This is a genomic window from Olsenella sp. oral taxon 809 str. F0356 (genome assembly GCF_000233535.1).
GTDB classification, from domain to species: domain Bacteria; phylum Actinomycetota; class Coriobacteriia; order Coriobacteriales; family Atopobiaceae; genus Olsenella_I; species Olsenella_I phocaeensis.
In genome coordinates this window covers 671,608-697,723 of the sequence record NZ_JH376563.1, presented here as the reverse complement: position 1 = coordinate 697,723, position 26,116 = coordinate 671,608, and the positions used below count along the sequence as shown (strand labels likewise).

The window sequence follows — 26,116 nt, the reverse complement described above, 5'->3', positions numbered from 1 at the left end:
CGGGGCGCCGTTCGCGGCACGCCCCAGGGCCGGTCGCAATCAACGGCTGTCCGCGCGCAAGCTCAGGCAGCGCGCCGCCCTCGCCCTAGCCCTCCGAGGAGACCGCACCCTCGGGTGCGTGGGGCGTGGGAGACCAGTGGCTCCTGGCGCGCGGGAGCTCCATGTGCACCCGCTCGGTGATGGAGGGAATCTCCCCCTCGCCGCGCGAGAAGCTCAGCTCCTTGCCGTCGGAGTCGACCAGCACGATGTCGCCGGCCTTCCACTTGCCCTGGAGCAGCTCCTCGGCAAGGCGGTCCTCGATGAGGGTCTGGATGGCCCGACGCAGCGGTCGCGCGCCATAGACAGGGTCGGTGCCCTCCTTGGCCACGAAGTCGCGAGCGGCGTCGGTGAGCTCGATGGACATCCCCTGGCCGATGAGTCGGTTGCGCAGCTCGCCCACCATGAGCTCCACGATGCCACGGAGCTGCTGAGCCTCGAGCGACTTGAAGACCACGATCTCGTCCACGCGGTTGAGGAACTCCGGGCGGAAGAGCCGCTTGAGCTCGCCCTCCACACGGCTGCGGATCTCCTTGTCAGACAGCCCACCGTTGCCCTGGGCGCTGAAGCCCATGGGCGCGGTCTGTGCGATCTCGCGGGCACCTATGTTGGAGGTCATGATGATGACGGTGTTGGAGAAGTCCACCGTGCGTCCCTGGCCATCGGTCAGCCTGCCCTCGTCCAGGATCTGGAGGAGGATGTTGAAGACGTCGGGGTGGGCCTTCTCGATCTCGTCGAAGAGCACCACGGAGTAGGGCCTGCGGCGCACGGCCTTGGTGAGCTCGCCGCCCTCGTCGTAGCCCACGTATCCCGGAGGCGCGCCGACGAGCTTCGAGACGCTGTGCTTCTCCATGAACTCGGACATGTCGAAGCTGATCAGGGCGTCCTCGCTGCCAAAGAGGAACTCCGCGAGCGACTTAGCGAGCTCGGTCTTGCCCACGCCCGAGGGGCCAAGGAAGATGAAGGAGCCGCCGGGACGGCGCGGGTCCTTGAGGGGCGAGCGGCTGCGACGTATGGCCTTGGACACCTTGGTCACGGCCTCGTCCTGGCCCACGACGCGCTGGTGCAGGGCCTCCTCGGCACGCAGCAGCTTGCTGGCCTCGGCCTCGGTGAGGTTGGAGACGGGCACGCCCGTGATCTCTGACACCACGTCCGCGATGTCGGCCTCGTCCACCACGACGACGTTGGCGTCCAGGCGCTCGCGCCAGGCCGCCTCGAGCTCGTCGCGCTTCGCGCTGAGCTCCTTCTCGCGGTCGCGCAGGCGCGCGGCCTCCTCGAACTCCTGGGCGCTGGCCGCCTGGGCCTTCTCGTCCTTCACGCGGGCGAGCTCCTCGTCCACCTGGGCGAGCTCGGGAGGGAGGCTCGTCTTGTGCACGCGGGTGCGTGCGCCCGCCTCGTCGATGATGTCGATCGCCTTGTCGGGCAGGAAGCGGTCCTGCACGTAGCGGTTCGAGAGCGTCACCGCCGCCGCGAGGGCCTCCTCGGTGTAGCGAACGTGGTGGTGCTTCTCGTAGCGGTCCTGGAGGCCGCGCAGGATGGCGAGGGTGTCCTCCACGCTGGGCTCGCCCACGCTGACCGGCTGGAAGCGGCGCTCGAGAGCGGAGTCCTTCTCGATGTGCTTGCGGTACTCCTCGGCCGTGGTGGCGCCGATGACCTGGATCTCGCCGCGCGACAGGGGCGGCTTGAGGATGGAGGCGGCGTCGATGGAGCCCTCAGCCGCACCCGCGCCGATGATGGTGTGCATCTCGTCGATGAAGAGGATGTCCTCCTTGGACTCCATCACCTCGCCGATGACCTTCTTCAGGCGCTCCTCGAACTCGCCGCGGTACTTTGAGCCGGCGACCAGGGAGGCGACGTCCAGGGTCCAGACCTGCTTGCCGCGCAGGATGTCGGGCACGTCGCCCGAGGCGATGAGCTGGGCGAGCCCCTCGACCACAGCGGTCTTGCCCACGCCGGGGTCGCCCAGGATGAGCGGGTTGTTCTTCTGGCGGCGGGCGAGCACCTGCATCACGCGCTCGACCTCGCGGTCGCGGCCGATGACGGGGTCGAGCTTGCCGTTGCTGGCCAGCTTGGTGAGGTTGCGGCCGTACTGCTCGAGCATGGAGGCGTCCCCGGAGGCCTGCGAGGGCTGGCTGCCGCCAAACTGCTGCTGGCCGAAGGGCGCGCCCACGCCCTGGGGCAGGCGGCGGGAGTTCTCCTCGCTCGTCTGCTCCATGAGCTCGCCCACGGCGTTGCGGATGGCGTCTCCCGAGATGCCCATGCGCGAGAGCGCCGTCATGGCGCGCCCGTCGCCCTCGGCGACGATGCCGAGGAGCAGGTGCTCGGTGGCGATGTAGGTCTGGCCGCGGGTCATGGTCTCGCGGTAGGCGTCCTCGAGCACGCGCTTGGCGCGCGGCGTGAAGGGGATGTGGCCGCCGGGGACCGGCTCGGACTCCTCGGAGGAGATCTCCTTGATGGTGAGGAGGGTCTCGTCGTAGGTGACCTCGAGCTTCGCCAGCGACTGGGCCGCGATGCCCTCCCCCTCCTTGATCAGCGCGAGCAGCAGGTGCTCGGTGCCGACATACATCTTGCCGAGGTTGCGGGCCTCGTCCTGCGCGAGGCTCATGACCTTGCGCGCCTTGTCGGTGAACTTCTCGAACATGCGGTCTTGCCCCCCTGTCGAAGGGCCGCCCCGGGGGCGGCGTCGTTTGCTTGTTGGTGTGTACCCCATCGACACGGGAGTGTTTCCCTCGCCCCACGCGGGCGAGAAACGCCACATTCCGGGCCGGAGCCGTGACCAGGCATCCAGCCATTGCCAGCCCGGGCGCCCCGCGCTTGCGCGGAGGGCACCACGGACGCCGACGCCCGGCGGCCTCAGGGCCGCCGGGCGTCAACCGCAAGCCGGAAGGAAGCCCCTCTCGCCCGCCCCCAGCTAGGCCTCGGGGTGCTCGGCCAGCCAGGCGTCGCGGTCGGGGTCGGTGAGCTTGGTGGCCTCGATCACGTTGGCGAAGAGCTCGTCGAGCTCCATGCCCATGAGCTCGGCGCCGTGGGCGATCACGTCGCGGTCGCAGCCGGCGGCGAACTTCTTGTTCTTGAACTTCTTCTTGAGGCTCTTGAGCTCGAAGTCCTGGACCGAGCCCGAGGGGCGCATGCGCACGCAGGCGTTGATCAGGCCGCTGAGCTCGTCGATGGCATAGAGGACCTTCTCCATCTGGTGTTCGGGCGCCGGAAGCTCGGAGTTCATGTCGTAGTTGTGGGTCTGGATGGAGTGCGCCAGCGCCGGGTTGGCGCCCGCCTCCGCGAGGAGCTCCGCCGCCTTCACGGTGTGCAGCTGGTCGTCCTGCCACTTCTCCCAGTCGAGGTCGTGGAGCAGGCCCACCTGGCCCCAGAACTCGACGTTCTGGGGGTCGTACTGCCCGGCGTAGTGGCGCATGAGGCGCTCCAGGGTCTCGCCGTGCTCGATGTGGTAGGGGTCCTCGTTGTACTTCTTGAGCAGCTCGAAGGCCTGCTCGCGGGTGAGGCCGCTCTCGATCTTCTCTGCCATCTGGTCGCTTCTCCCTTCCTGCGCGACATCCGAGGCTCCCGCCTCGGCATCCGCCGCGATGTCCGCCACCGAGGCCGTGGCGTTGTCGGTGGCGGCACCGCTCACCTGGGCCTCGATGTCTGCCCTGGTGATGACCTCGGGCTTCATCTGCGGGAAGAGTAGCACGTCGCGTATCGCGGGCTGGTCGCAGAACAGCATCACCATGCGGTCGATCCCGTAGCCGATGCCGCCTGCGGGGGGCATGCCGTACTCGAGGGCGCGAACGTAGTCGTAGTCGTAGCCCATGGCCTCGTCGTCGCCCATGCCCTTGGCCGCGACCTGCTCGGCGAAGCGCCCGGCCTGGTCGACGGGGTCGTTGAGCTCAGAGAAGGCGTTGGCGTACTCGTGGCCGCAGATGACCAGCTCGAAGCGGTCGGTGAGGCGCGGGTCGTCGTCCTTGCGCTTGGAGAGGGGGCTGACCTCCTCGGGATAGTCGCAGACGAAGGTGGGATCGACCAGCGTGGACTCCCCCAGCTCGTCGTAGAGTTCGAAAAGGAGCTTGCCGGCACCCCAGCCCTCCTGCCACTCGATCTTGTGGGCGTCGCAGAGCTCGCGCAGGCGCTCGACGGGCGTGTCCATGTCCACGTGCTCCCCCACGACCTCCGAGGCGACCTCCGAGAGGGGCACGGAGCGCCAGGTGCCGCTCATGTCCACCCTCTGGCCCTGGAAGCTGATGACCTCGTTGCCTTCCGCGCAACCGCAGGCCTCGCGGGCGATGGTCTTGAAGAGGCCCTCGGTGAGCCGCTTCATGCCGTCGAGGTCCGAGTAGGCGCAGTAGGCCTCCATCGAGGTGAACTCGGGGTTGTGGGTGAGGTCCATGCCCTCGTTGCGGAACTGGCGACCGATCTCGTACACGCGCTCGAGGCCGCCCACGATGAGGCGCTTGAGCGGGAGCTCGGTGGCGATGCGCAGGTAGAAGTCGCGGTCGAGGGCGTTGAAGTGGGTCACGAAGGGCTTGGCGTTGGCACCGCCCAGGATGGCGTGCATCATGGGGGTCTCGACCTCCATGTAGCCGTCGTCCTCCATGTAGCGGCGGATGAGCGAGACGATCTGCGAGCGCTTGCGGAAGACCTCGCGGACCTCGGGGTTCATGATGAGGTCGACGTAGCGCTGGCGGTAGCGGACCTCGCGGTCGGTGAGGCCGTGGAACTTCTCGGGCAGGGGGCGCACGGACTTCGAGAGCAGCGTGACCGTGCTGGGCGAGACGGAGAGCTCGCCGCGGCGTGTGCGCATGACGGTGCCGGTCGCCTGCAGGATGTCTCCCAGGTCGAGCTGGCCCAGGAGGGACCAGTCGGCCTCACTGAGGTTGTTGACGCGGCAGAAGAGCTGGATCTGGCCAGACACGTCCTCGAGCACCATGAAGCAGGCCTTGCCCTGCTTGCGGTAGGCGCGGATGCGGCCCGCGACGGTGTAGGAGTCCTCGGTCGAGGCTCCGGCCTCGAGCTCCTCGTAGCGCCCTGCCAGCTCGGCGGCATGGGCGTCGATGGCGCTCCTCACGGGGTACGGGTTCACCCCCGCGTCGATGAGCGCCTGGCGCTTGGCGCGGCGTACCGCGCGCTCGTCGTTGATCGAGGTCTGGGGCGCTGCGCCCTGGCTCTGGTCGGCCATCTGTCTGATTCTTCTCCTTGGTCCCGGGGCGCGTCGGGCGCCTCCGTCACGTGCGAGAGGGGACAAGCTTCCCCGCCTCGCACTTCCCTCATAGATGGAAGCGCCCCACGCCTGCGAACTTCGCCGGCACGGGGCGCACTTGCTGCGATCTGCCTTGCCTATCGGGTGATGTTCGTGATGGTGTACTCACGGACCCTGCCGTTGGGCGTGGCGTAGGAGACCTGGTCGCCCACCACGTGGCCGATGAGCACGGCGCCCACCGGCGACTCGTTCGAGATGCGGTGCTCGAGGGAGTTGGTCTCGGTGGTGCCCACGATGGTGAAGCTGGTGCGCTTGCCGCCCTTGTCCTCGAGCTCGACCGTGGTGCCGATCGAGACGGAGAGGTGCATGTCGCTCGAGGACTCGACCACCTTTGCGATGGAGAGGATCTGGCGAATCTCGTTGATGCGGGACTCGTTCTGGGACTGCTCCTCCTTGGCGGCGTCGTACTCGGCGTTCTCGGAGAGGTCGCCGAAGCCACGGGCCTCCTTGATGCGCTCGACGATCTCGTCGTGCTTCTCCCCCTCGCGGAACACGAGCTCGTCCACCAGACGCTGGCGGCCTTCGGGGGTGAGGATGATTTCCTTGTTGTCCATGCGTGTCCTTCTGTGGGGTGGTGGAGCGGTCGCTACTTGGAGAGCTTGGTGCCGCAGTGGCTGCAGAAGTCCGCGTCGGCGGAGTTCTTGGTGCCGCAGTGGCCGCAGAAGACGGAGTCGCCCGCGGGCTCTGCGGGGGCGGCGTCCTCGACCGCGCCGGCGGCCTCGCCCTTGGCGGCGGAGGTGACGTCCTCCACGACCTCAGAGACGACGTCGCTCACCGCGTTGCCGTCCTCGTCGACCTCCTCCATGCCCTCGCGGATGTTCTTCACGGTCTTGCCCAGGGACTTCCCCAGCTTGGGAAGGTTTTTGGGCCCGAAGATGAGCAGAACGACGACGAGGATCAACAGGATCTCGGGAATGCCAAGTCCAAGGATCATGGGGGCCTCCATAGGTTTCGAGCGATGGCTCAGGCTGTTTTCGCGATAAAGCATCCGTTAGTATAGCCGAGGCGGGCACGTACTCACAATCTCTACTCCGCATCAAAAGCCCGTCCGCGCGCACCGTCCAGGGAGGTCTCCATGCCCAAGCCGCTGATCGCGCTCTTCGTCTTCGTCTGCATCCTTGACCTGGTGATTCTTGCCCTGCCTTGGCTGCTCGCGCGACGCGGCGTCCTGCTCAGGCGCACCAAGTTCGGGCCCGCCCTGGTCTTCGACTCGGAGGCGAACGGGCACAGCCTGCGCCTGCTCAACGTGCGGGGCACCTTCCAGAGCCTGAGCTACACCTCGGACGACGACTGGCACGAGCTCGTGACCCTCTACCACCAGTACTTCGCCGAGGTCGTGGACATCGCCGGCGGCGTGGGGAGCGCCTGCGTCATAGGGGGCGGCGGCTTCTCGTTTCCCAAGTGGCTCGTGGCCCACTGCCCCCGGACGGAGGTCGACGTGGTCGAGGTGGACCCCGCCATCATCCGAATCGCGCGCGAGAGCTTCTTCCTCGACCGCCTGGAGGATGAGTTCCACGCCGAGAGGGACGGGCGCCTGCGCATAGCCTGCGCCGACGGCTGGGAGTTCCTGCGGACGAGCGAGCGGCGCTGGGACCTCATCGTGAACGACGCCTTCAGCGGCAGGCGGCCGTTGGGTCCCATGGGCACCGAGGAGGGCGCGCGCATCATCCACGAACACCTCGAGAGAGGCGGCGTCTACCTGGCGAACCTCATCTGCCCGCTCGAGGGCAGGAGGTCACGGCCCCTGGACGAGGTAAGACGCGCCTTCGGCCGCGAGTTCGCCTACCTGTACTTGATTCCCGAGCGACCCGAGGAGCCGCGCAGGCTCGGGGACAACGTGCTCGTCGCCTCCGATCGCCCGCTGGGCATAGCGAAACGCTATCGCGCGGCGTGACGGCGGCATAGCGCGGCGCGGCTGAGGACAATCCGGTCGTACCTTGTCATCGGCCTCATCCCGCGCCCAGGCGTCGCGGCAAAGAATTTGCTTGCGTTTCTCGCCCGACGAAATGCAAGCAATCTTGCATGCAGGGGACAATCCGGCCCACGAAGCCCATTTGCTTGCGCTTCTCCGCCGGAAAGCACAAGCAAACCGCTGACTACCAGCGACGGGACGCAGGCCCCGACAGGCGTTACTCGGCGTCGCCCGCAGCGGGGTCGGTCCCGGCCCCTGCCTCCGGCTCGTCCACGGCAAGCTCGATCCTGCGCTGCAGCTCGTCGATGCCCTGGCCGGTCTGCGCCGAGGTGACCACGAACCGGTCCACGTCGACGCCGAAGGCGCGGGCGAGGGCCGCCCTCTGCTGCCCCTGCTTGGAGCGGCCGATCTTGTCCGCCTTGGTGAGCGCCACCACGAAGGGGTACCCGCCCCCCTGCAGGAACGAGATCATCTGGCGGTCCAGGTCCTGGGCGTCGTGGCGGATGTCCACGAGCACGACCACCAGGTTGAAGCTGCGCTCCTGCTCGAAGTAGCCCGAGATGAGCGCCGCCCAGCGGGCGCGCTCGGCCTTGCTGACCTTGGCGAAGCCGTAGCCCGGCAGGTCCACGAAGTCGATGCCGTCGGCCTCGAAGAAGTTGACGTTGGCGGTGCGACCCGGCTGGCTCGAGACCTTCGCCAGCGCCTTGCGCCCCAGCAGCTTGTTGAGCAGCGACGACTTGCCCACGTTGGAGCGTCCCGCAAACGAGACCTCCGGCATGCTGGGCTCGGGGATCTGCTCCGCCCTGCCATAGGACGCGACGAAGCGGGCGTCGTTGTACCTGACCGCCATGCGCTAGCCCTCGCTCTTCTCGCCTCGGGTGCCCTTGCGAGCCTTGTCCTCGCGCCGCTGCCGGCGGGCCACCACGAGCCTGCGCGCCTGCACGAGCGCGGCGTAGGCGGCGGGCCTCAGGGGGACGTCGCGGTCGGGAGCGACCTCGGTGACCTCCTTGCAGAACTTGGTCTTGAACTCGTTGAGGCCCATCAGGCTGGGCGAGAACTCGGAGCCTATGGCCATGAGGTCGTACTCCTCGCAACCCAGGCGGCCCATCTCGCAGCACTCGAAGTAGACCAGCTTGTCCGAGACGTGCTTGCGCATGGTCTCGTTTCGGGACGCGGCGTAGTAGCGCGTGGCGCGCGTGCCCGAGATGGTGCAGATGGACCAGGTCACCACGCGGCCGCCCTCGTCGCGCCCGGCGAGCAGGCGGCAGTGCTCGGGGCCAAGGACCTCGAGCATCGTGACGTAGTCGGACGCGGGGGCAGGCGCGAAGCCGTCGCGCTCGCCCGTCTCGACCATGACCTCGTAGTACTCGTCGAAGGACTCGATCGCGCGCTGGGTCTCGTCCGCGCAGGTGACGGGCGCCTCGCGCAGGGCCTTGCGCACGTCTCGCCTGCCGCGCGGCTTCATGCGCGAGAGGATCGCCTCGTCGCCACCTGTGACATCAATGACCACCGTGCGGTCGTAGGGAATCGTCGAGAGCGTGGGCCGGGTGGAGTCGAGCTCGTGCGCCACTGCCATGCGGATGAACACGGCACGGGACCCGAGCCCACGCAGGCAGGAGCGGATGGCCTCGGCCGCCTGGCGCTCCTGGGCCTCGTCGGGCTCGTCAATCCAGACCGGACCATGCTCGGATCGCAGGTAGTGATAGCCGTGGGTCTGGAAGTCCATGACCGACATGATGGCGGCGACGCTCGTGCCGTCGACCAGCTTGAAGTAACCGTAGGGGGTGCGACCCTCGACGGTCTTCTGGTACTCGGCCCAGGACTCGGTCTGCTCAATGGGGAGGGGACGCCCGATGCCCTCGGCAATCTGGCGGTATTCGTCGTAGTCGATCTTCTGCAGCTCCATGATGCCTCCGGAAGCGGCTCGCGTGTTGGTGTGCCCGCGCGATGATGGCGCACGGGACCTGGCTCCATGGTACAGGGGGCGGACGCGGGCTTGCTCGCGGTCGGCGTCGCTGCTCCATAAAGACAGAGGCGCAGACGCCGAGGGAGATTGGCGCCCACCGTCCTGCGAGCCTCCCCCGGCACAAAAAAGCGGGCGGCACGCGATGTGCCACCCGCCCGAGGTACTGCAAGCAATGAGCCGCGCGGGGAACGTCCCGCCGACGCGCGCCTACGCCTCGATGAAGGCCTTGAAGTCCGCGACCTGCTTCTTGAGCGCCGCGACCTGCTCGTCGCTGAGCTCGACCACGTTGCTCATCCAGGCGCTGCCGTTCACGGCGTAGCCGGTACCCTCCTCGTCCATGGTATCCATGCCAATGAAGCGCAGGAGCGAACTCAGGGCCGCGCGCATCTGGGCGGTAGCGGTCTTGCCACCGATGCCGGTGACGGTGACCTTCTTGCCCTTGATGGCGGTGGCGGGCTTACCCTGCTCGACGGGGAGGGACAGCCAGTCGAAGAGGTTCTTGACGTGGCCGGGGAAGCTCGCGTTGTACTGCGGGGTGACGACCCAGATAGCGTCGGCGGCCATGACCTGCTCGCGCACCTTGGCGACGGCGGCGGGGGTGGGCCACTCGACGTCCTGGTTGATGAGGGGCAGCTCGGAGTAGTCGAGCTCGCTGACCTCGACGGAGTCGCCGAACTCCTCGACGATTGCGGCCTGGACCTGGCGGTTGAAGGACTGCTTGCGGAGCGAGCCCTGCACGAAGAGAACCTTCTTCATGGTAGTTTCCTCTCGATTGGCCCGGACGCGTCCGGGTTCGACCCTTCCCTGCGACGCGCGACCCTGCGTCGCCCGTCCTCGTTGGTAGGCTTCTGCCCTCTGCGCGCAGAGATATACAGTGCGCTATTTAATTTTTCGCGATTAATCTTTGGGGAGAGGAACGTCGTCCGAACCCCGGCGCTCGAGGCTCCTGGCGATGGAGTCCAGATCCTCCCGCACCGCCCTTCCCCAGCGGTACACGCCACGACCCACGAGGACGATCACGACCACCGGAAGCGCGACGTAGACCAGGAGGACGACAAGCTCCGGCAATCCGAGCCCAAGAACGTGCATTGCAGCCACCTCACGCAAACCACTGGATGCGCCCGCAATGCGCGCACTCCAGCACCGTCACCGAGCGATTTAGCCAGTCGAGATTGAGGAAGCTCATCCCGGCCGTGTTGAGCTGCGCCTTCCCCTCAAGAAAGCGCGTGCCACCGCAGTGGGGGCAGACGACGGCCTTCCCTGCGATGCTCACGGGACGGGCGCGAGAATCGTCCTCGCCCCGGGCCGCCGCTTCGAAGCTCGAGAGGAACCCCATCACAACCACCTCCGGACGTAGGAGAGCAGGCAGAGGGGTCGAAGGGCCCCTTCGACTCTTATGCCCAATGCCACGGAGCCCAAGGCATGCGTCCCTGCCGAGCGGAGCGCGCGGTTCGGCCGGCGGCTCTCGGCCCTGCGGCAAGGGCGACGAACGGCCTCGGAAGAGGCGGCCCTACGCCGCCCTGCCCCTCGCCCCCGGCGCCACGTTGACCACCACGATTCCGGCCGAGACCAGCGCGAGCGCCAGGACCGAGCGCAGCGGGTCGATGGAACCGGCCTCGCCCAGCAAAAGAGCCGAGAGCAGGAAGCCGAAGACCGGCGTCATAAAGCGGAAGACCGCGATGCGCGACACCGCGTTGACCGAGAGCAGCTGGCTCATGACGGAGTACGCGGCGGCAGAGATGAACCCCATGTACAGGACCAGCAGCACGCCAGCGATGCCGGGGCTCGAGAGGTGGCCGCCCAGGGCGAGTCCGAGACCCGCGAGCACCAGGCCGCCCAGCATGAACTGCCAGCCGCTCAGCATCACGGGATCATGCTCTTGGGTGTGGCGGCGCAGGAGGCAGGTGACGAGTCCGCCGGAAAGCGCGGAGATGAGGATGAGGCCCTCTCCCCCCAGGGCGAAGCCGCCCTTGCCAAGGCTTCCCAGGTTGACCACCACGACGCCGGCGAATCCCAGGACGCAGCCCAGGAGCTTGCGACCGGTGAGCCTCTCCTGCCTGAACGCGAGCGCCGAGAGCAGGATGGCGAAGAAGTTCGAGCTCGCCGTGATGATGGAGCTCGTGGTGCCCATCGCAAAGGCGAGCCCCACATAGAAGCAGAGGTACTGGACGATGGTCTGGAAGGTGGAGAGGAGCATCACCACCGGAAGCTCGTCCACGCGGGGACGCAGGAAGTGACCGCGCCTGACGCTCATGAACGCAGTGACCATGACACCTGCCAGGAAGAAGCGCACGCCCGCAAAGAGGAGCTGGGAGCCATAGTCCCCTGCGGGGATGGAGAAGAGGCGATACCCGAGCTTGATGCAGGGGAAGGCGCTGCCCCAGAGCAGGCAGCAGAACGTGCAGAGGAGGAAGACTCCCCAGCCGGAGGTGAAGAAGGGCGAGAGCCGCGCGCCCTCGTCGCCGTTGCCCGTTGCCGCCGCAATCGCTGAAGCTTCCTTGACGCCCATGCGACTCCTCACGCCGGGATGGTCGCAGAGCGGCGCCCGGCATCAAAAAGGCCGTCGGCACGGATGCCGACGGCCGAACTCTCGTGGTCGGGACGACTGGATTCGAACCAGCGACCTCACGGTCCCGAACCGTGCGCGCTACCAAACTGCGCTACGTCCCGAAAAGCTTGTCTACTCTAGCAGATTTGCCCGGGCGAGAGTGACGTGAAGACAATCGCCGCAAACGCGCCTCGTACTGCCTCGTGCCGTCAGCCTGCCGCCCTAGGCGAGAAGCCCCCCTCGCCTGGAAACCGTACGCGTGGCGCGGGACCAGAGGCCGAGCTCCGAGCTCGCGCGACCGGCGACGCGAGACGCCGCGACCTCGTCCTCGCAAATCGCGAACACACAGCTCCCCGAGCCCGTGACCTGCGCGGCAAGCACGCCCTCCTGTTCGCGCAGCCACCCCTCGACGAGCGCGACCCCTCCCTCGACCCGGGCGGCGGCGTCGGCGAGGTTGTTGTGGAGTGCATCCACGACCGTGCGCACGTCTCCCGCACGAAGGGCCCGGCACATGCCCTCCGGCGAGGGCGGCTCGCTGGGCGCCAGGTCGAAGGCCCGGTAGGCCTCGGCCGTGGAGACGCCTCCCCTGGGTCTGACCAGCGCCACGGGAACACCGTCGAGCGGGGGGAAGGACTCGCGCAGCACGTCTCCCGCGCCGCCCAGGAAGGAGGGAGCCAGGTTGAGGAAGAAGGGCACGTCGGCACCCACGCCGCGGGCCACCGTGACCACGTGCTCGTCGGCGGGGTCCTCTCCCCAGAGCTCGCAGAGGGCGAGCAGCATGGCCGCCGCGTCCGACGACGACCCGCCGAGCCCGCTCTGTGCCGGGATGCGCTTGGTGACCTCGACCTGGAAGCAAGGCTCATGGCCGTACTCCTCGCAGAGGCGCTGCGCCGCGACCCACACCGTGTTCTTGCGTGGGTCGACCCCCACGTCCTCGCTCATGCGCAGGCCGGGCTCGCGGCCCGACTCCTCCCAGACGAGCAGCTCGTCGGCAAGGGAGACGGCCACCATAACGGAGTCGGCCCGGTGGTAGCCACGCTCGTCCCTGCCCGGATGGATTCCCAGGTGCAGGTTCAGCTTGGCCGGCGCGGCGATCCTGACTCGTTCCGTGCCCATGCGCCTCTCCCCCGATCCCTCATGCCGACAAGAGCGCCCCGCCGGGATCCGACGGGGCGCGTGGCTCGCTTCCTACATCTCCACCTGCGAGTAGTCGAGCAGGCGCTCCCCGGTGTCGGGGTCATAGAGCTCGACGGTGGAGGTCAGCACGTCCACGTACTGGTAGGACTGGCGGGCGGTGCGACCGCGCCTCTCCTCCACCTCGATGACGAAGAGGGAGGGGTGGGCGCCCACCAGGGTGCCCGAGCGCTCGATGACGCGGGAGCGACCCATATTCGCGCGGACCCTGACACGCTTCCCCTGCAGCCTGACCAGCTCGTCACGGATCTCGTCCACCCGGTTGACGGGGGAAGTCTCGTTATCCATCGCTTACCTCCAGGAAGTGGTCGCGGCATGCACGTGATCCCGCGGCCTTGTACCATGCAGTCTTTGAGTGTATATCAGCAGGTGAGCATTCACCAAAGGCAGACAGCTACGCCGTGGCGCACCGGACGCGCAAGCCATGCGAGCCCGAGCGGGCGCCCCGACGCGCTGCCGTCGACGAGGAGGACCCATGAACCAGGAACGCAAGGAACGCGTGCTCAGGGGGCTCGATGCCCTGGGCCTCGAGCAGATGCTGGTCTGCGACCCGCTCTCCATCTGGTACCTGACCGGATACTACACCGAGCCCTACGAGCGCTTCCTGGCGCTCTACCTGGGCAGGGACGAGGCCGTCCTCTTTGCCAACCGCCTCTTCCCCGACGCCGCGGGGGCGGCGGACCGCGTCGTGAGCTTCGACGACACGCAGGACCCCGTGCCCCTGGTCACAGAGGTCACCCGCCACGACGCCGCCCTGGGCGTGGACAAGGAGCTCACGGCCCGCTGGCTCCTGCCCCTCATGGACGCCGGAGCGGCGAGCGGCTTCCGCCTGGCCTCCTCTGCCGTGGACGAGGCGCGCTCCGTAAAGGACGAGCGCGAGCGCCAGCTCATGCGCGACGCCAGCCTCACCAACGACCGGGCCATGGACTGGCTCGTGGCACAGCTGCGCGAGGGCGTGACCGAGCAGCAGATAGCTGAGGGCCTGCTGGGCGAGTACCGCCGCCTGGGCGCCCAGGACCACTCCTTCACCCCCATCGTGAGCTTTGGCGCCAACGCCGCGGACCCGCACCACGAGCCCGACCAGACCGTCCTGGCAAAGGGCGACATGGTCCTCTTCGACGTGGGCTGCAAGCGCGACTGGTACTGCTCCGACATGACCAGGACCTTCTTCACCGCCACTCCCAGCGAGCGCCAGCTCCTGGTGTACGACACCGTGCGCCGGGCCAACGAGGCCGCCGAGGCGATGGTGCGCCCCGGCGTGACCTTCGCGCAGATCGACCTCACGGCTCGCAAGGTCATCGAGGACGCCGGCTTCGGCCCCTACTTCACGCATCGCCTGGGACACCAGATTGGCCTGCAGGACCACGAGCCCGGCGACGTCAGCGCGACCCACGACAAGCCGGTCCGGGAGGGGCAGTGCTTCTCCATCGAGCCGGGAATCTACATCCCCGGAGAGATCGGCGTGCGCATCGAGGACCTGCTCATCGTCACCGAGGACGGCTGCGAGGTGCTGAACCACTACAGCCACGAGCCGCGCGTCGTAAAGCTGTAGTCAACGCGGGCGCGAACGGCGCAGGCGCGGGACAACGGGCCCGAGACAAGCGAGAGGGACGCCCGACCTTGGTCGCGACGTCCCTCTCGCCTTGCGCGTTGACTCCGCCACCCGTCGAGCGGACGGCGTCCCCCCTGCCGGCGGCTACTCCTCAGGACACCTGGCCAGTGCCGCCTCGTCCGCTATGACGATGCAGTCGGGATGCAGCTGCAGCGCGGAGGCGGGGCAGCTGGGGACCACGGGGCCGTAGCACATGGCCCTGACCGCATCGGCCTTGGCGGCGCCACTCGCCAGGACGAGCACGCGACGGGACTTCATGATGGTCCCCACGCCCATGGTGTAGGCCTGGCGGGGAACGTCGTCGGGGTCGTCGAAGAGGCGACTGTTGGCCTGGATGGTGCTGGGCGTCAGGTCGACGCAGTGGGTGCCCACGGGAAAGCCCTCGGCAGGCTCGTTGAAGCCGATGTGACCGTTGTTGCCGATGCCCAGGAGCTGGAGGTCCGGGTAGCCCGCCTCCTCGACCATGGCGTCGTAGGCTCGGCAGGCGGACTCGGCATCGGGGTCGGAGCCGTCTGGCACGTGGGTGTTTGCCATGTCGATGTTCACGTGCTTGAACAGGTTGTCGGCCATGAAGTAGTGGTAGCTCTGGGAATCGTCGTGCGAGAGCCCGCGATACTCGTCCAGGTTATAGGTGCGGACCTGCGAGAAGTCTATCTCGCCGCGACGGTTTTTCTCGACGAGGAGGCGGTAGGCGCCGACGGGCGTGGTGCCCGTGGCGAGGCCCAGGACGCTCCTGGGGTCAAGGATGAGCTGGGCGGCGATGACGTCAGCCGCACGGCTGCTCATCTCATCGTAGTCTGCGACGCGAATGATTCTCATGCTTCCTCCGTAGACGCTCACGTTGTGCGGCGGCGCGCGGGCCCGCGCCCTTGGACAAGGACATTATAGAAAGGGCGGTTGCGGACCCCAGGAAGCGCTCGGCATGCGGAGGGTGGGGCGCGCCGGCGGCGTGGACGGAGGCGACTGGCGCGCCGCCCGACGCGACAACGGACTAGAGCTTCGCCGCGAGGTCCATGAGGGCGTGGAAGCGGTGCGAGATGGCGTTCTTCTCCTCGGGCAGGAGCTCGGCCATGGTCTTGCCGGGGAGCTCCGCCACGTTGAAGAGCGGGTCGTAGCCGAAGCCGTTGGCTCCGCGGCGCTCGAAGCCGATGGTCCCGGGCACGTCGCCGTCGCCGCGGAGAACCCCCTCGCCGTCCTCGTCGCGCTCGACCAGCACCACGGTGGAGTGGAAGTGCGCGCCGCGCTCGCACTCGGGGACGTCCGTAAGCTCGGCGAGGAGCTTGTCGTTGTTGGCGTCGTCGTTCCCGTGCTCCCCCGCCCAGCGCGCGGAGAAGATTCCGGGAGCGCCGCCGAGCGCATCGACGCAGAGCCCAGAGTCGTCGGCAACGGCCATGGAGAGACCCGTCTCGTCCAAGGCGGCACGCGCCTTGATGAGGGCGTTCTGGAAGAAGTCCTCACCGTCCTCGACGGGATCAGGGAAGTCGCCGAGCTCGCCCAGGGCCACGAAGCGATATCCCTCGAGCCTCTGGGAGAGGATTGCCTCTATCTCCGTGAGCTTGTGCGCGTTGCCCGTGGCCACCACGATCGTGGTGGCCGGGTCCAGGCTTCCTGCGTCTGCTGCATCCGACATGTGGTCCTCCTTTGGGAGTTGGTCCGTCGCGTGCGGCACCTCCAACGTCACGTAGGGCGCGCCGCTCGAAGGCTAGCCGAAGATGCTCTCGTCCACGACGTCTGGAATCTGGTCGGGCGTGATGAGCAGGCCGCGGGTGCCTCCCACCATGACCTGGTCGCCGTTGTAGATGACGCCACGTCGCTCGGGGGGTATGTCAAGGGCCTCTCCCACGGAACTCACGTTCTTGAAGAACTTCGAGTTGTAGGTCGCGCTCGACTTGACCTCGAACGCCGCGAAGGGCGTGAGGCCCCTCTCTATGACCAGGTCGATCTCCTCGTCCCTGCCGCTGGTCCTGTAGAAGGACGCGTGTAGCCGTCCCCTCGACGACTGCACGCATTTGGCGTATTCGGCAATGACGGCGTTCTCGAAGACGTTGCCACGCTTCGCGTATGCAGCCAGCGCTTCCGTGTCGTCGATTCCCAGCAGGTGGCACAGGAGGCCTGTGTCCATGAAATAGAGTTTGGGCGACTTTACGAGACGTGCATTGGCATTCGAGCTGTAAGGCCGAAGCTCGAACAGGATGTTGCTGGCGCTCAGGGCCGAGATCCACGACTTCGCAGTCTTCACGTCGACCCCAGCGTCACTTGCCAGGGCCGAGTAGTTGATCAGCTCCCCCGCACGTGCGGCGCACAACCCCATGAAGCGCTCGAACTCGGCCAGCTTGAGGACGCGCAGCTCCTCGCGTACGTCACGGTCCACATAAGTCCGTACGTAGTCGGCGAAGTACCGCGCGGGATGCACTCCGTAGTCATACAGTCGCGGATAGCCGCCGTACAGCACCCAAGCCCACCTGTCATTGCGAACGGCGTCGAGGAGGCGCGCGCCCTTCTCTGGCGCCGACAGGTCTCCCGGCCTGGCCGCCAGCAGCTCGGCGCGCGTCAACGGTGCCATGGTCACGAGCGCCACCCTACCCGCCAGGCTCTGGGACACCTGCTCGAGCAGGAGGTAGTTCTGGGAGCCAGAGACCACAAACTGACCGGCGTCACCGGTCTGGTCGACGACTGTCTGGAGGTAGGAGAAGAGCTCGGGGACGCGCTGCGCCTCATCCAGAATCACGTGGCGGGCATGACGGGCGAGGAAGTCTCGCGGGTCGTCCCGAGCCAGCGCACGCAGGTCAGGGTCCTCGAGCGAGAGATAGGTCCAGTCGGGAAGCATGCTCCTCAGAAGAGTGCTCTTGCCCGTCTGCCGGGCGCCCGTCAACGACACCACTGGATACTCTCCCAGCGCCTCTCTGATGGCCCGCGAGATGTCTCGGGGAATCAAGCCGTTGACCTCCTACCATCAGGATAGATATACGCTTCGTTTAACTGCAACTATACCTGATTTTTCGAGTCGAGATTCCCTGATTTTCAACGTTGAGATTCCCTGATTTGCAGAGCCGGCGCAGCATCCGCCCCGGGCCCCTCCCCTATGCGCCGAAGTTCGTCACCTTGCGCTGCAGCTCGACCAAGCGGGCGATTCCCGCCTGCCCGAGGTCGAGGAGGCCGTTCAGCTGGTCGCGGTCCATGGTGGAGCGCTCGCCGGTGCCCTGCAGCTCCACGATCCCGCCGTCACCCGTGGCGACCAGGTTCATGTCCACCTGTGCGTGCGAGTCCTCGGGGTAGTCGAGGTCGAGCAGCAGCCTGCCCCCGACGAGCCCCATGCTTATTGCCGCCACCTGGCCGGTAAGGGGCAGGCGAGAGATGCGTCCCGCCTCCATGTAGGACCTCAGCGCGTCGTGCAGAGCCACCCAGGCCCCGGTCACGGATGCCGTGCGCGTGCCGCCATCCGCCTGGATGACGTCGCAGTCGCAGGTCACGGTGTACTCGCCCAACCTCCCCAGGTCGCACACCGCCCTGAGGCTGCGCCCCACCAGGCGCTCGATCTCCATCGACCGCCCCTTGCGCCCGCGATACTCGCGGCGTCCACGCGTGTTGGTCGCCGCGGGGAGCATGGCATACTCGGCGGTCACCCAGCCTGCGTGCTGGCCCTTGCGCCAGGCCGGCACGCCCTCCTCCACCGTCGCGGCGCAGAGCACGCGCGTGTCGCCAAACTCCACCAAGCAGGAGCCGTCCGCGTTCTTCATGACGTCGCGCGTGAGCGTGACAGGCCTCAGCTGGTCATCGGCACGACCGTTCGCGCGGACGAGCTCGTGCGCACCGGATGCTCCCATGGTTCCTCCCCATATGACGACGGGCCCCGCGGGGCCCGTCCTAGATGCGATGGTGGGCGATGACGGATTCGAACCGCCGACCTTGTGCGTGTAAGGCACCTGCGCTAGCCGCTGCGCCAATCGCCCGTAGGGGCAAAGTGTAGCACGGAGGGGCCATGCGGCACCTGCTCGGGAGGCGCACGCCAGGCGCCATGGCCTGCGTCGCACCTCGCCCGCGGGTTCCTCCCGACCATTCGCGTCGTATACTGTCAGGCATGAACGCCACAGTGAAATCCATCGCGTCCCTGCTGCGCGACCACGGACTGCTGGCACGTGGCCCGCAGTCCGTTGACGCTGCGTCCGTCTCGCTCATCGGGGCAGACTGCGACTCCCGCTTCGCCGGGCCAGACCACCTCTTCGTCTGCAAGGGCGCCGCCTTCAAGCCGGCGTACCTTGAGCAGGCGCTCGAGGCCGGGTGTGTGGCCTACCTCTGCGATGACTCCCGCGCAGACGAGCTCGCGGCAGTCGCGCCGCACGTCCCCGCGCTTGTCGTGCGCGACGACGGCCTCCGCACGGCGATGGCCCTCTCGTCCGCTGCCTGCTGGGGCCACCCCGACAACAAGCTTGAGGTCGTGGGCATCACTGGCACCAAGGGCAAGAGCACGACGGCCTACATGCTCCGGGCGATCCTGGACGCGTGCCACGACACGCCCCAGAGCGCCATCATGGGCTCGATCGACACCTTCGACGGCATCGAGGACGCAGAGAGCGTCAACACCACTCCCGAGCCGCCCGACCTCTGGCGCCACGTTGCCAACGCGGCGCAAAGCGGGCTCCCCTACCTCACTATGGAGGTCTCGAGCCAGGCGCTGAAGTACGAGCGCGTCGTGGGGCTCGGCATCGACGTCGCCTGCTTCCTCAACATAGGCCGCGACCACATATCGCCGCGCGAGCACCCCAGCTTCGAGGACTACTTCGCGAGCAAGCTGCGCATCTTCGAGCAGGCCCGGGTGGCCGTCGTGAACCTGGGGAGCGACCACGCCGACGAGGTCCTGGCGGCGGCGGGCCGCTGCAAGCGTGTCGTGACCTTCCTCGCAGACGGGGATGCCGCCGGCTCCGACGCCGACGTATGGTGTAGGGACCCGCGCCCCTCCGACTCCGGAATTCGCCTCTTCGTCCACACCCCCAGCTGGGAGGGCGAGGTCGAGGTGGGCATGGCGGGCCTCTTCAACGCCGAGAACGCCCTCTGCGCCATCGCCGCCTGCGAGGTGCTGGGCATCGGGCAAGAGCAGGTCAAGGCTGGCCTTGCGCACGTGCGCGTCCCCGGTCGCATGGAGCTCCTGCGCACGTCGGACCCCCACATCACCGGCATCGTGGACTACGCCCACAACAAGCTGTCGTACCAGCGCTTCTTCGCCTCGGTGGCCAAGGAGTACCCCGGCCGCGAGGTCATCGCCGTCTTCGGCGCACCGGGAGGCAAGGCCTACGAGCGGCGCCGGGAGCTCCCCGAGGAGGCGTCGCGCTGGGCGGACTTCGTCGTCTACACGGAGGAGGATCCAGCGCACGACCCCGTGGAGGAGATCTGTGCCCAGATGGCCGCGGCCACACCCGAGGGCCAGGACTTCGAGGTCATCGTCAACCGTCCGCACGCCATTGGGCGTGCGGTCGAACGGGCGTTCCAGAGCCCACGCGGGGCCGTGGTATGCCTCCTCGCGAAGGGAGACGAGACCCGCCAGCACGAGGGGGACTCCTTCGTTCCCTGCGAGACCGACGCGACCCTCTTCGAGCGGGCCGTCGCCGCACGCACGGCGCGGACGGACCGCGGCTAGCTCAACCCTCCCACAAGACGAACGCAGGCCGAGAAAGGACCGCCATGCCCACTGCCCTCTCGCTCCCCACCTTCCCCGTCGACGCCAACAAGGTCCCAGACCCCATGGCCGAGCGCCTCTCTCGCATAAAATACGTGATCAGCGACACCGACAACACCATGGTGAGCCACGGACAGGCGCTCTCGACCACGGACGGGACCCCCTCCGCCGAGCTCGCGCAGACCCTGGTCGACCTGCGACGCGCCGGCGTCCAGGTGATTCCCTGCACCGGACGCAACCGAGCCATGATCCGCGAGGACGCGCGCATCTTGGGCCTGCCAGGCTGGATTGGCGAGATGGGCGGCGTGCTCTGCCTGCACGAGGGCTCCGACGCCGAGTGGCACTACTTCACGGCGCAGATGCCCTACGATGAGGACTGCGGCAAGACCCCGCACGACCTGATCATGGAGACGGGCGTGGTGGATCGCATGCTTGCCCGCTGGTACGACTGCCTCGAGACCTACAACGACAACAACATCGGCTACCAGTACCGCGAGGTCACGGTGGCGCTTCGCGGGGCCGTGATCGAGGACGAGGCGCAGGCGATGCTGGACGAGACGGGCCTACCCCTCTACCTGGCAGACAACGGCTTCGTGACGCGCATCACGGGCAAGACCATCCTGCCTAGCTTCGAGGGCGGGCGCGTCGAGGACGTGCACACCTACCACATCACGCCACGCGGCCTGGACAAGGGCTCGGCCACGAGGCGCTACGTCGAGCTCATGGGCTGGGACCCGGCCGAGGTCCTGGCCTGCGGGGACTCCCCGGCAGACTGCGCGATGGCAGGCGAGGTGGGCACCTTCCTGCTCATGCGCAACGGCATCAACAACCCCAAGGCACAGGCGGCGCTGGCCTGTGCGGGCAACGCCTTCGTGTCGGCGCAGGACTCGACCGACGGCTTCTGCCAGGCCATGCGCACGCTCCTGGAACTCAAGCGTCAGGCATAAGTAGACGAGGGCCCCTCGCACGAATTCGATTTCGTGCGAGGGGCTTTGTAATACGCGCAGGTTCGCAATGGTCGCGCTCGCATCATTCTCGTTTCGTGCGAGGGTCACGTGACGCCATGGGGTGCTTGAGCCACTCCTACGCGGTCTGCTGCCACGCGACGGCGCTACGCGAACTTGGGATTGGCGACGCGCACGCAGTCGGGAAACTCCTCGCGCAGGCGTCCGAACGCCTCCTGAACTTCGGTCGGCACGTCCACATGGACCAGGAAGTCTCTGCCACGCGGGCCGTAACCACCCTCGTCGTCAGTCAGGCGGGGCAGCTCCCCCATAAGCAGGGTCAGGTAGCGCCGCAGCCCCCACATTCCCAGAGGCTCTTCCTCGAAGTCAAGGCGGGCGAGAGGATCGGCCGCCTCGCTCATGCGGTCCGCGCCTCGCGCCACAACACGCGTCGCATAGGTCGCATAGCTCACGGGAAGTACGTCTGGCCAGTCGTGCCGTGCGATGGCCTCCATGCGCAACTGCATGGTGGCGTCCTGCGAGAGTATCAGCGAGCGACAGGGAACGCCCCTCTCGTCCAGGAGCTCGCGCAGGTAGCCGATGTTGTTTCCGCAGTTGGTTGACCGCCGCTCGAGGAGGTCCGCCTCCAGCCCGTGCCTGGTGCGGAGGTACGCGGCGAAGACGTCCGCCTCGCAGGCGTCGTCCTCGAAGTCGAGGTCGGGGCAGAGCCCGCGCACGCGTTCACGGAAGGTCTGGGTCGTGTGACCGGCCCCACCCACGATCACGTAGGCCTTCGCGACGTCCGCGCGCATCGCCGCCGCCAGCACGTCCCCGCCTGCGAGGATGCTCCCGCCAAAGAGCGCCATCACGTCGGCCTGGGCGAAGCCATAGCGCCCCTGGAGGGCGTCCCGGGTCAGCGTGGGGACGTCACGCCTTCCCAGGAACCTCGCCAGAACGTTCATGTCGTGAGCCAGCTGAACTGCGACCATCTCTGCCACCTCGTCACTCCCCCGGCATGTCCCGGCGTTAGAGCCGTCGTGCGTCGATGCTACGGACGAGCCTACTCTCGCGCTCCACGACGAGGCCGGGCACGTCCATCGGAGCCTCGCCCAGAAGCCGTTCCAGCATGCTCAGGGAAGGGCCCAGGAGGTCGACCGTCGCCATGCCGCGCTCCTCCGCCTCCTGGCGGAGCTCCTCGCGTAGTCCCTCGTCGAGTATGGTGTGGAAGAGCACCGTCGCACTGCCGTCTGGAACGTAGCGATCCAGGTAACGGCGGACCTCCTCCATGCCCTCGACATGCGTTAGGCGAGAGACGACGACGCTCTCGCGCCTGAACTGGATCGCGGCGGCCCTCACGAGCGCAAGCCCCGTCTCGCCCAGCGCGTCAGAGAGCACGTGCACGACCAATGGTCCCCCTGTCCTTGCGCTGCCATCCCCAAGCTCATCGAACTCGACTTCGCGGCACATGGCCTCTCCCCTCATGGAGCCGGACGACCTACGGGCTACATACGCCTTTCCACCTCGGTGGCGCCAAGACCCGCCCGACGCCACCGCAGCTGGATCCTACCCCAGCTTCCTTGCCTCATCGGCGCTCATGCCCAGCACCACCGGCGTCGAGCGGTAGCCCACGCCCATGCGGTCGATCCCCATGTCGATGAGCTCGAGGAAGTGCTCGCGGGTGTGGATGGCACCGGAGCCCTTGACCTTGATCCTGCCCTCGCCGGCCTCGATCATCGCCGCGACGACCTCGTTGGTGGCGCCGCGCTGCTCGCCCCCCGTGTAGAAGCCGGTCGAGCTCTTGATGAAGTCGGCACCCGCGGCCACGGCGCACCTGGTTCCGGCCTTGACCTGGTCGATGGTGAGGGAGTCGGTCTCGACGATGACCTTCACGTTGGTGCCGTAGCTGTGGCACGCGTCGACGACGGCCTTGATGTCGGCGGTCACGTAGTCGAGGTCCCCGGAGCGCAGGCGCCCGTAGTTGGCCACGATGTCCAGGTCCTCGATCTCGTAGTTCTTGCAGTACTCCTCGGCCTGGAGCGCCTTGGACGCCGTGGTGGAGAGCCCGAAGGGGAAGTCGCACACGACGCAGATGCCCGTCTTGGTGCCCCTGACCATGGGGGCGACGATGTCCAGAGAGGCGGGGTTGACGCAGATGGTCTTGCAGCCGAAGTCGATGCCCTCCTGGCTGTACTTCTTGATGTCCTCGACGGTGAACTCGGGCTTGAGCACCGACTGGTCGATGTAGCTCGCGAGCTCGCGCTCGGTCATCTCCGCCGCCTTCTTGCTGGGGTTCATGGCATGTCCTCTCTCTTGTCTCTTTGTACGGCACCTACCGTACTTTTGCTGACGGGAATGTACCACCCCGGCCTGGGGATGTAGGATATGTCTCGTTATTTGTTCGTATGTACCGTACATATATTTAAATCATGGGAGAGGAGCTCGTGGACAACCTCGCCGCCATCGCATCCAGCCCCCTGGACGACAGCTCGCAGCTGCCCCTCTACCAGCAGCTCAAGCAACGCATGCTGCAGCTCATGGCCAGCGGCTCCCTCGACGAGACGACACCGCTGCCCACCGAGATGCAGCTCTGCCAGGCTTTCGGCCTCTCTCGCGCGACGGTGCGTCGCTGCTTCAAGGACCTTGTGGACGAGGGCCGTGTCGTGCGCAGGAGGGGCCACGGAACCTTTGTGAGGCCAGAGACGACACGCGGTGAGAGCAGCGTCCCCCTCAACTTCTCGTCCGAGATGGAGTCTGCGGGGCTCCTGCCCGCGTCGCGGCTCCTGGGCCTAAGACGACGCGAGGCCTCGGGCGGCATATCCCGCAGGCTCGGCGTTGCCGAGGGCACGCCCGTGTGGGAGATAAGGCGCCTGCGCCTGGGCAACGACCTCCCCCTGCAGCTCGCCATCGCCTACGTCCCCTGCGAGCTCTGCCCGAACCTCAGCGAGGAGGACCTCTCGACCTCCCTCTATGCGCTCATCTCTCAGGGCTCGGGGGCCCTGCCCGCCCGAGCGGAGGAGAGCTACGAGGCGGTCTGCCTCGACGCACGCGAGGCGAAGGCCCTGGGTGTCAGGGCGGGCAGCGCGGCGCTCAGGGTGCTCAGGACCTCCTTCGACACCACGGGACGCGCGTTCGAGGCCTCAGTGCTCATCGAGCCCGGCAACCGCAGCCGCCTCGTCGTGAGCCTCAGCACCGAGGGCACCGAGCTCCGTCGCGTCTGGGGCTAACGCCCGGCCAAGGTGGCACGCCACTCTCGCCCGCATGATTGCGCGCGTCACGACGGCACGCACTGCGGTGCCCCCCGCCAGAAAGAAGGGTCCCGCCGGAAGACCGACGGGACCCAAATGCTCGACTCTGTGGAACGGGAACTAGAACTCCACGGGCAGGTCGTAGTAGACGCACTTGAGGAGCTGCTCCATGTCCTCCTGGGACGGCTGGCGGGGGTTGGCGCCGGTGCAGGCGTCAGCGATCGCGTTGGCCGCGACGGTCGGGAGCTTCTCGAGGAACTCCTTCTCGTCGATGATGGAGGTCTCGGACTTCACGCCGCCCTCGCCGTAGTTCTTGATGGCCTGGGGGATGTCCAGCTTGTCGTTGAGGTCACGGATGTACTGGACCAGGGCAGCGACGAGCTCCTCGTTGGTCTCGCCCTCGAGGTGCAGGATCTCCTTGGCAACGAAGGCGTAGCGCTCGGCGGCGCGCTCGTCCTTGGCGTTGAACTGGATGACCTTGCCCAGGTACATGGCGTTGGCGCAGCCGTGGATGATGTGGCCGCCGCTGAAGGCGGCACCGGTCTTGTGGGCCATGGAGTGCACGATGCCCAGCAGGCCCGACGAGAAGGCGATGCCGGCGATGCACTGCGCGTCGTGCATGTGCTGGCGCGCCACCTTGTCGCCCGTGTAAGAGACGGGCAGCCACGTGGTGATCTCGCGGATGCCGTGGAGGGCGGGGCCGTCGGTGAAGGTGGAGGCGACGGTCGAGACGTAGGCCTCCATGCAGTGGGTCAGGGCGTCCATGCCGGTGTGCGAGCAGAGCTTCGCGGGCATGGTGTAGGTGAGCTCGGGGTCGACGATGGCCACGTCAGGCGTGATCTCGAAGTCGGCGAGGGGGTACTTGATGCCCTTCTGGTAGTCCGTGATGATCGAGAAGGCAGTGACCTCGGTCGCGGTGCCGGAGGTGGAGCTGATGGCGCAGAAGTGGGCCTTCTTGCGAAGCTCGGGCAGGCCGAAGACCTTGCACATGTCCTCAAAGGTGCACTCGGGGTACTCGTACTTGATCCACATGGCCTTGGCCGCGTCGATGGGGCTGCCGCCGCCGATGGCGATGATCCAGTCGGGGCCGAACTCGGACATGGCCGCGGCACCCTTCATGACGGTCTCGACGGAGGGGTCGGACTCGACGCCCTCGAAGAAGGCCACCTCGAAGCCGGCCTCCTTGAGGTCCGCCTCGACGTCCTGCAGGAAGCCGCCGCGACGCATGGAGCTGCCGCCCGAGACGATGATGGCCTTGGAGCCCTTGAGGTTCTTCACCTCGTGACGGGCGCCCTCGCCGAAGTACAGGTCACGCGGGTTGGTGAAACGTCCCATAAACTCTCCTCCTTCAACTGGCCCCGCCCCCGCGGGGCCGCGATGGTTAGAGAGGCCCTGTGCCCCAGGACGCGCAGACTGTCGCACGCGACCTGGCTCAGCCCCATATCCTCCTGAGGATACCTGCATGAAATAAAATTGGATATACGAAACCACTTGTCGACTTTTAAGGCCCGATTGCTGAATATTTTACCTACATGTATTGACAAAATTGAATGACCAGTATTTACTGTACATTTATATTCATGCCTGGGCGAGAGAGAGGCCCGGCCACCTTCCCCCATAACAGCCCAAACAGGCCACCCTCGCCGCAGCCGTCACGCGCGCCGCGGGACGCGCTCCGCTACGATTGTCGCACCAGCTCCCGGGCTCGGACCCGGGAGAAGAGGCAAGGGAGGCACG

25 protein-coding genes and 2 tRNA genes are annotated in these 26,116 nt (G+C 67.2%); 5 read left to right on the top strand and 22 right to left on the bottom strand.

Annotated elements, in window-relative coordinates:
- Positions 1 to 85: 85 nt before the first annotated feature.
- The 4 genes from HMPREF1008_RS03130 to tatA all read right to left on the bottom strand — a co-directional run bounded on the left by HMPREF1008_RS03130 (position 86) and on the right by tatA (position 6,221).
- Positions 86 to 2,677 (bottom strand): ATP-dependent Clp protease ATP-binding subunit, encoded by a 2,592-nt coding sequence (locus tag HMPREF1008_RS03130; protein ID WP_009278385.1) that lies wholly within the window; start codon positions 2,675 to 2,677, stop codon positions 86 to 88.
- Positions 2,678 to 2,947: 270 nt separating this feature from the next.
- Positions 2,948 to 5,206, bottom strand: a complete 2,259-nt coding sequence (lysS, locus tag HMPREF1008_RS03125; RefSeq protein ID WP_009278384.1) for a lysine--tRNA ligase — start codon at positions 5,204 to 5,206, stop codon at positions 2,948 to 2,950.
- Positions 5,207 to 5,364: 158 nt separating this feature from the next.
- Positions 5,365 to 5,841: a transcription elongation factor GreA gene (greA, locus tag HMPREF1008_RS03120; RefSeq protein WP_009278383.1), complete on the bottom strand. Its 477-nt coding sequence runs from the start codon at positions 5,839 to 5,841 to the stop codon at positions 5,365 to 5,367.
- Positions 5,842 to 5,873: 32 nt separating this feature from the next.
- Positions 5,874 to 6,221 carry a twin-arginine translocase TatA/TatE family subunit gene (gene tatA, locus HMPREF1008_RS11050; RefSeq protein ID WP_009278382.1) on the bottom strand — a complete coding sequence of 116 codons (348 nt, stop codon included), beginning with the start codon at positions 6,219 to 6,221 and terminating at the stop codon, positions 5,874 to 5,876.
- A 141-nt stretch (positions 6,222 to 6,362) separates the two neighbouring features.
- Between tatA and HMPREF1008_RS03110 the strand changes: the two genes are divergently transcribed.
- Positions 6,363 to 7,181, top strand: a complete 819-nt coding sequence (locus HMPREF1008_RS03110; RefSeq protein ID WP_009278381.1) for a spermidine synthase — start codon at positions 6,363 to 6,365, stop codon at positions 7,179 to 7,181.
- A 235-nt stretch (positions 7,182 to 7,416) separates the two neighbouring features.
- On the opposite strand, the gene yihA is transcribed toward HMPREF1008_RS03110, so the two are convergent.
- From yihA to HMPREF1008_RS03065, 9 genes are all read right to left on the bottom strand, one after another.
- On the bottom strand, positions 7,417 to 8,049 hold the full coding sequence (gene yihA / locus HMPREF1008_RS03105; protein ID WP_009278380.1) for a ribosome biogenesis GTP-binding protein YihA/YsxC: 633 nt from the start codon (positions 8,047 to 8,049) through the stop codon (positions 7,417 to 7,419).
- A 3-nt stretch (positions 8,050 to 8,052) separates the two neighbouring features.
- Positions 8,053 to 9,105: a GNAT family N-acetyltransferase gene (locus HMPREF1008_RS03100; RefSeq protein ID WP_009278379.1), complete on the bottom strand. Its 1,053-nt coding sequence runs from the start codon at positions 9,103 to 9,105 to the stop codon at positions 8,053 to 8,055.
- Positions 9,106 to 9,372: 267 nt separating this feature from the next.
- Positions 9,373 to 9,921 carry an NADPH-dependent FMN reductase gene (locus tag HMPREF1008_RS03095; RefSeq protein ID WP_009278378.1) on the bottom strand — a complete coding sequence of 183 codons (549 nt, stop codon included), beginning with the start codon at positions 9,919 to 9,921 and terminating at the stop codon, positions 9,373 to 9,375.
- Between the two features lie 141 nt (positions 9,922 to 10,062).
- The gene (locus HMPREF1008_RS03090; protein ID WP_009278377.1) at positions 10,063 to 10,254 is read right to left on the bottom strand and encodes a hypothetical protein; all 192 of its coding nucleotides are present in this window, start codon (positions 10,252 to 10,254) and stop codon (positions 10,063 to 10,065) included.
- A 10-nt stretch (positions 10,255 to 10,264) separates the two neighbouring features.
- Positions 10,265 to 10,501: a hypothetical protein gene (locus HMPREF1008_RS03085; RefSeq protein ID WP_009278376.1), complete on the bottom strand. Its 237-nt coding sequence runs from the start codon at positions 10,499 to 10,501 to the stop codon at positions 10,265 to 10,267.
- Between the two features lie 174 nt (positions 10,502 to 10,675).
- Positions 10,676 to 11,674 carry a DMT family transporter gene (locus tag HMPREF1008_RS03080; protein ID WP_009278375.1) on the bottom strand — a complete coding sequence of 333 codons (999 nt, stop codon included), beginning with the start codon at positions 11,672 to 11,674 and terminating at the stop codon, positions 10,676 to 10,678.
- 84 nt (positions 11,675 to 11,758) lie between these two features.
- Positions 11,759 to 11,835, bottom strand: a tRNA-Pro gene (locus tag HMPREF1008_RS03075).
- Between the two features lie 100 nt (positions 11,836 to 11,935).
- Positions 11,936 to 12,829 (bottom strand): 4-(cytidine 5'-diphospho)-2-C-methyl-D-erythritol kinase, encoded by an 894-nt coding sequence (locus tag HMPREF1008_RS03070; protein ID WP_009278374.1) that lies wholly within the window; start codon positions 12,827 to 12,829, stop codon positions 11,936 to 11,938.
- Positions 12,830 to 12,901: 72 nt separating this feature from the next.
- The gene (locus tag HMPREF1008_RS03065; RefSeq protein ID WP_009278373.1) at positions 12,902 to 13,195 is read right to left on the bottom strand and encodes a Veg family protein; all 294 of its coding nucleotides are present in this window, start codon (positions 13,193 to 13,195) and stop codon (positions 12,902 to 12,904) included.
- A gap of 187 nt (positions 13,196 to 13,382) precedes the next feature.
- On the opposite strand from HMPREF1008_RS03065, the gene HMPREF1008_RS03060 reads away from it, so the two are divergent.
- A complete protein-coding gene (locus HMPREF1008_RS03060) occupies positions 13,383 to 14,459 on the top strand; it encodes a Xaa-Pro peptidase family protein (RefSeq protein ID WP_009278372.1) in 1,077 nt (358 codons plus the stop codon).
- Between the two features lie 144 nt (positions 14,460 to 14,603).
- Here HMPREF1008_RS03060 and nagB read toward each other — a convergent pair whose 3' ends face one another.
- The 5 genes from nagB to HMPREF1008_RS03035 all read right to left on the bottom strand — a co-directional run bounded on the left by nagB (position 14,604) and on the right by HMPREF1008_RS03035 (position 18,469).
- Positions 14,604 to 15,338 carry a glucosamine-6-phosphate deaminase gene (nagB, locus tag HMPREF1008_RS03055; protein WP_009278371.1) on the bottom strand — a complete coding sequence of 245 codons (735 nt, stop codon included), beginning with the start codon at positions 15,336 to 15,338 and terminating at the stop codon, positions 14,604 to 14,606.
- A 172-nt stretch (positions 15,339 to 15,510) separates the two neighbouring features.
- On the bottom strand, positions 15,511 to 16,149 hold the full coding sequence (gene rdgB / locus HMPREF1008_RS03050; protein ID WP_009278370.1) for an RdgB/HAM1 family non-canonical purine NTP pyrophosphatase: 639 nt from the start codon (positions 16,147 to 16,149) through the stop codon (positions 15,511 to 15,513).
- 72 nt (positions 16,150 to 16,221) lie between these two features.
- The gene (locus tag HMPREF1008_RS03045) at positions 16,222 to 17,454 is read right to left on the bottom strand and encodes an ATP-binding protein (RefSeq protein WP_009278369.1); all 1,233 of its coding nucleotides are present in this window, start codon (positions 17,452 to 17,454) and stop codon (positions 16,222 to 16,224) included.
- 145 nt (positions 17,455 to 17,599) lie between these two features.
- Entirely contained in the window at positions 17,600 to 18,343 is a 744-nt protein-coding gene (gene rph, locus HMPREF1008_RS03040; RefSeq protein ID WP_009278368.1) for a ribonuclease PH, read from the bottom strand.
- Between the two features lie 50 nt (positions 18,344 to 18,393).
- Positions 18,394 to 18,469, bottom strand: a tRNA-Val gene (locus tag HMPREF1008_RS03035).
- A 140-nt stretch (positions 18,470 to 18,609) separates the two neighbouring features.
- Here HMPREF1008_RS03035 and HMPREF1008_RS03030 point away from each other — a divergent pair.
- On the top strand, positions 18,610 to 20,151 hold the full coding sequence (locus HMPREF1008_RS03030; RefSeq protein WP_232202822.1) for a Mur ligase family protein: 1,542 nt from the start codon (positions 18,610 to 18,612) through the stop codon (positions 20,149 to 20,151).
- Between the two features lie 44 nt (positions 20,152 to 20,195).
- Positions 20,196 to 21,137: an HAD family hydrolase gene (locus tag HMPREF1008_RS03025; RefSeq protein ID WP_009278366.1), complete on the top strand. Its 942-nt coding sequence runs from the start codon at positions 20,196 to 20,198 to the stop codon at positions 21,135 to 21,137.
- A gap of 164 nt (positions 21,138 to 21,301) precedes the next feature.
- Here the strand turns inward: HMPREF1008_RS03025 and HMPREF1008_RS03020 are convergent, their stop codons facing one another.
- From HMPREF1008_RS03020 to deoC, 3 genes are all read right to left on the bottom strand, one after another.
- Positions 21,302 to 22,096 (bottom strand): ElyC/SanA/YdcF family protein, encoded by a 795-nt coding sequence (locus HMPREF1008_RS03020; RefSeq protein ID WP_232202821.1) that lies wholly within the window; start codon positions 22,094 to 22,096, stop codon positions 21,302 to 21,304.
- A gap of 64 nt (positions 22,097 to 22,160) precedes the next feature.
- Positions 22,161 to 22,601, bottom strand: a complete 441-nt coding sequence (locus HMPREF1008_RS03015) for a kinase/pyrophosphorylase (RefSeq protein WP_198003144.1) — start codon at positions 22,599 to 22,601, stop codon at positions 22,161 to 22,163.
- A 96-nt stretch (positions 22,602 to 22,697) separates the two neighbouring features.
- Complete coding sequence (gene deoC, locus HMPREF1008_RS03010; protein ID WP_009278363.1) at positions 22,698 to 23,429, bottom strand: deoxyribose-phosphate aldolase; 732 nt, start codon at positions 23,427 to 23,429, stop codon at positions 22,698 to 22,700.
- A gap of 131 nt (positions 23,430 to 23,560) precedes the next feature.
- Here deoC and HMPREF1008_RS03005 point away from each other — a divergent pair, with 131 nt between their 5' ends.
- Complete coding sequence (locus HMPREF1008_RS03005) at positions 23,561 to 24,358, top strand: GntR family transcriptional regulator (RefSeq protein WP_083823464.1); 798 nt, start codon at positions 23,561 to 23,563, stop codon at positions 24,356 to 24,358.
- A gap of 141 nt (positions 24,359 to 24,499) precedes the next feature.
- Here HMPREF1008_RS03005 and HMPREF1008_RS03000 read toward each other — a convergent pair whose 3' ends face one another.
- Positions 24,500 to 25,714, bottom strand: a complete 1,215-nt coding sequence (locus HMPREF1008_RS03000) for an iron-containing alcohol dehydrogenase (protein WP_009278361.1) — start codon at positions 25,712 to 25,714, stop codon at positions 24,500 to 24,502.
- Between the last annotated feature and the right edge of the window lie 402 nt (positions 25,715 to 26,116).

Coding starts and splice junctions, on each gene's coding strand:
- HMPREF1008_RS03095 (WP_009278378.1), bottom strand. CDS start 9,921: ATGAAGAAGGTTCTCTTCGTGCAGGGCTCGCTCCGCAAGCAGTCCTTC.
- HMPREF1008_RS03065 (WP_009278373.1), bottom strand. CDS start 13,195: ATGGATAACGAGACTTCCCCCGTCAACCGGGTGGACGAGATCCGTGAC.
- yihA (WP_009278380.1), bottom strand. CDS start 8,049: ATGGCGGTCAGGTACAACGACGCCCGCTTCGTCGCGTCCTATGGCAGG.
- HMPREF1008_RS03000 (WP_009278361.1), bottom strand. CDS start 25,714: ATGGGACGTTTCACCAACCCGCGTGACCTGTACTTCGGCGAGGGCGCC.
- deoC (WP_009278363.1), bottom strand. CDS start 23,429: ATGAACCCCAGCAAGAAGGCGGCGGAGATGACCGAGCGCGAGCTCGCG.
- HMPREF1008_RS03085 (WP_009278376.1), bottom strand. CDS start 10,501: ATGGGGTTCCTCTCGAGCTTCGAAGCGGCGGCCCGGGGCGAGGACGAT.
- greA (WP_009278383.1), bottom strand. CDS start 5,841: ATGGACAACAAGGAAATCATCCTCACCCCCGAAGGCCGCCAGCGTCTG.
- HMPREF1008_RS03060 (WP_009278372.1), top strand. CDS start 13,383: ATGAACCAGGAACGCAAGGAACGCGTGCTCAGGGGGCTCGATGCCCTG.
- HMPREF1008_RS03080 (WP_009278375.1), bottom strand. CDS start 11,674: ATGGGCGTCAAGGAAGCTTCAGCGATTGCGGCGGCAACGGGCAACGGC.
- HMPREF1008_RS03025 (WP_009278366.1), top strand. CDS start 20,196: ATGCCCACTGCCCTCTCGCTCCCCACCTTCCCCGTCGACGCCAACAAG.
- nagB (WP_009278371.1), bottom strand. CDS start 15,338: ATGAGAATCATTCGCGTCGCAGACTACGATGAGATGAGCAGCCGTGCG.
- HMPREF1008_RS03020 (WP_232202821.1), bottom strand. CDS start 22,096: ATGAACGTTCTGGCGAGGTTCCTGGGAAGGCGTGACGTCCCCACGCTG.
- HMPREF1008_RS03110 (WP_009278381.1), top strand. CDS start 6,363: ATGCCCAAGCCGCTGATCGCGCTCTTCGTCTTCGTCTGCATCCTTGAC.
- lysS (WP_009278384.1), bottom strand. CDS start 5,206: ATGGCCGACCAGAGCCAGGGCGCAGCGCCCCAGACCTCGATCAACGAC.
- HMPREF1008_RS03005 (WP_083823464.1), top strand. CDS start 23,561: ATGGGAGAGGAGCTCGTGGACAACCTCGCCGCCATCGCATCCAGCCCC.
- rdgB (WP_009278370.1), bottom strand. CDS start 16,149: ATGTCGGATGCAGCAGACGCAGGAAGCCTGGACCCGGCCACCACGATC.
- HMPREF1008_RS03090 (WP_009278377.1), bottom strand. CDS start 10,254: ATGCACGTTCTTGGGCTCGGATTGCCGGAGCTTGTCGTCCTCCTGGTC.
- HMPREF1008_RS03130 (WP_009278385.1), bottom strand. CDS start 2,677: ATGTTCGAGAAGTTCACCGACAAGGCGCGCAAGGTCATGAGCCTCGCG.
- HMPREF1008_RS03070 (WP_009278374.1), bottom strand. CDS start 12,829: ATGGGCACGGAACGAGTCAGGATCGCCGCGCCGGCCAAGCTGAACCTG.
- tatA (WP_009278382.1), bottom strand. CDS start 6,221: ATGATCCTTGGACTTGGCATTCCCGAGATCCTGTTGATCCTCGTCGTC.
- rph (WP_009278368.1), bottom strand. CDS start 18,343: ATGGGAGCATCCGGTGCGCACGAGCTCGTCCGCGCGAACGGTCGTGCC.
- HMPREF1008_RS03015 (WP_198003144.1), bottom strand. CDS start 22,601: ATGTGCCGCGAAGTCGAGTTCGATGAGCTTGGGGATGGCAGCGCAAGG.
- HMPREF1008_RS03100 (WP_009278379.1), bottom strand. CDS start 9,105: ATGGAGCTGCAGAAGATCGACTACGACGAATACCGCCAGATTGCCGAG.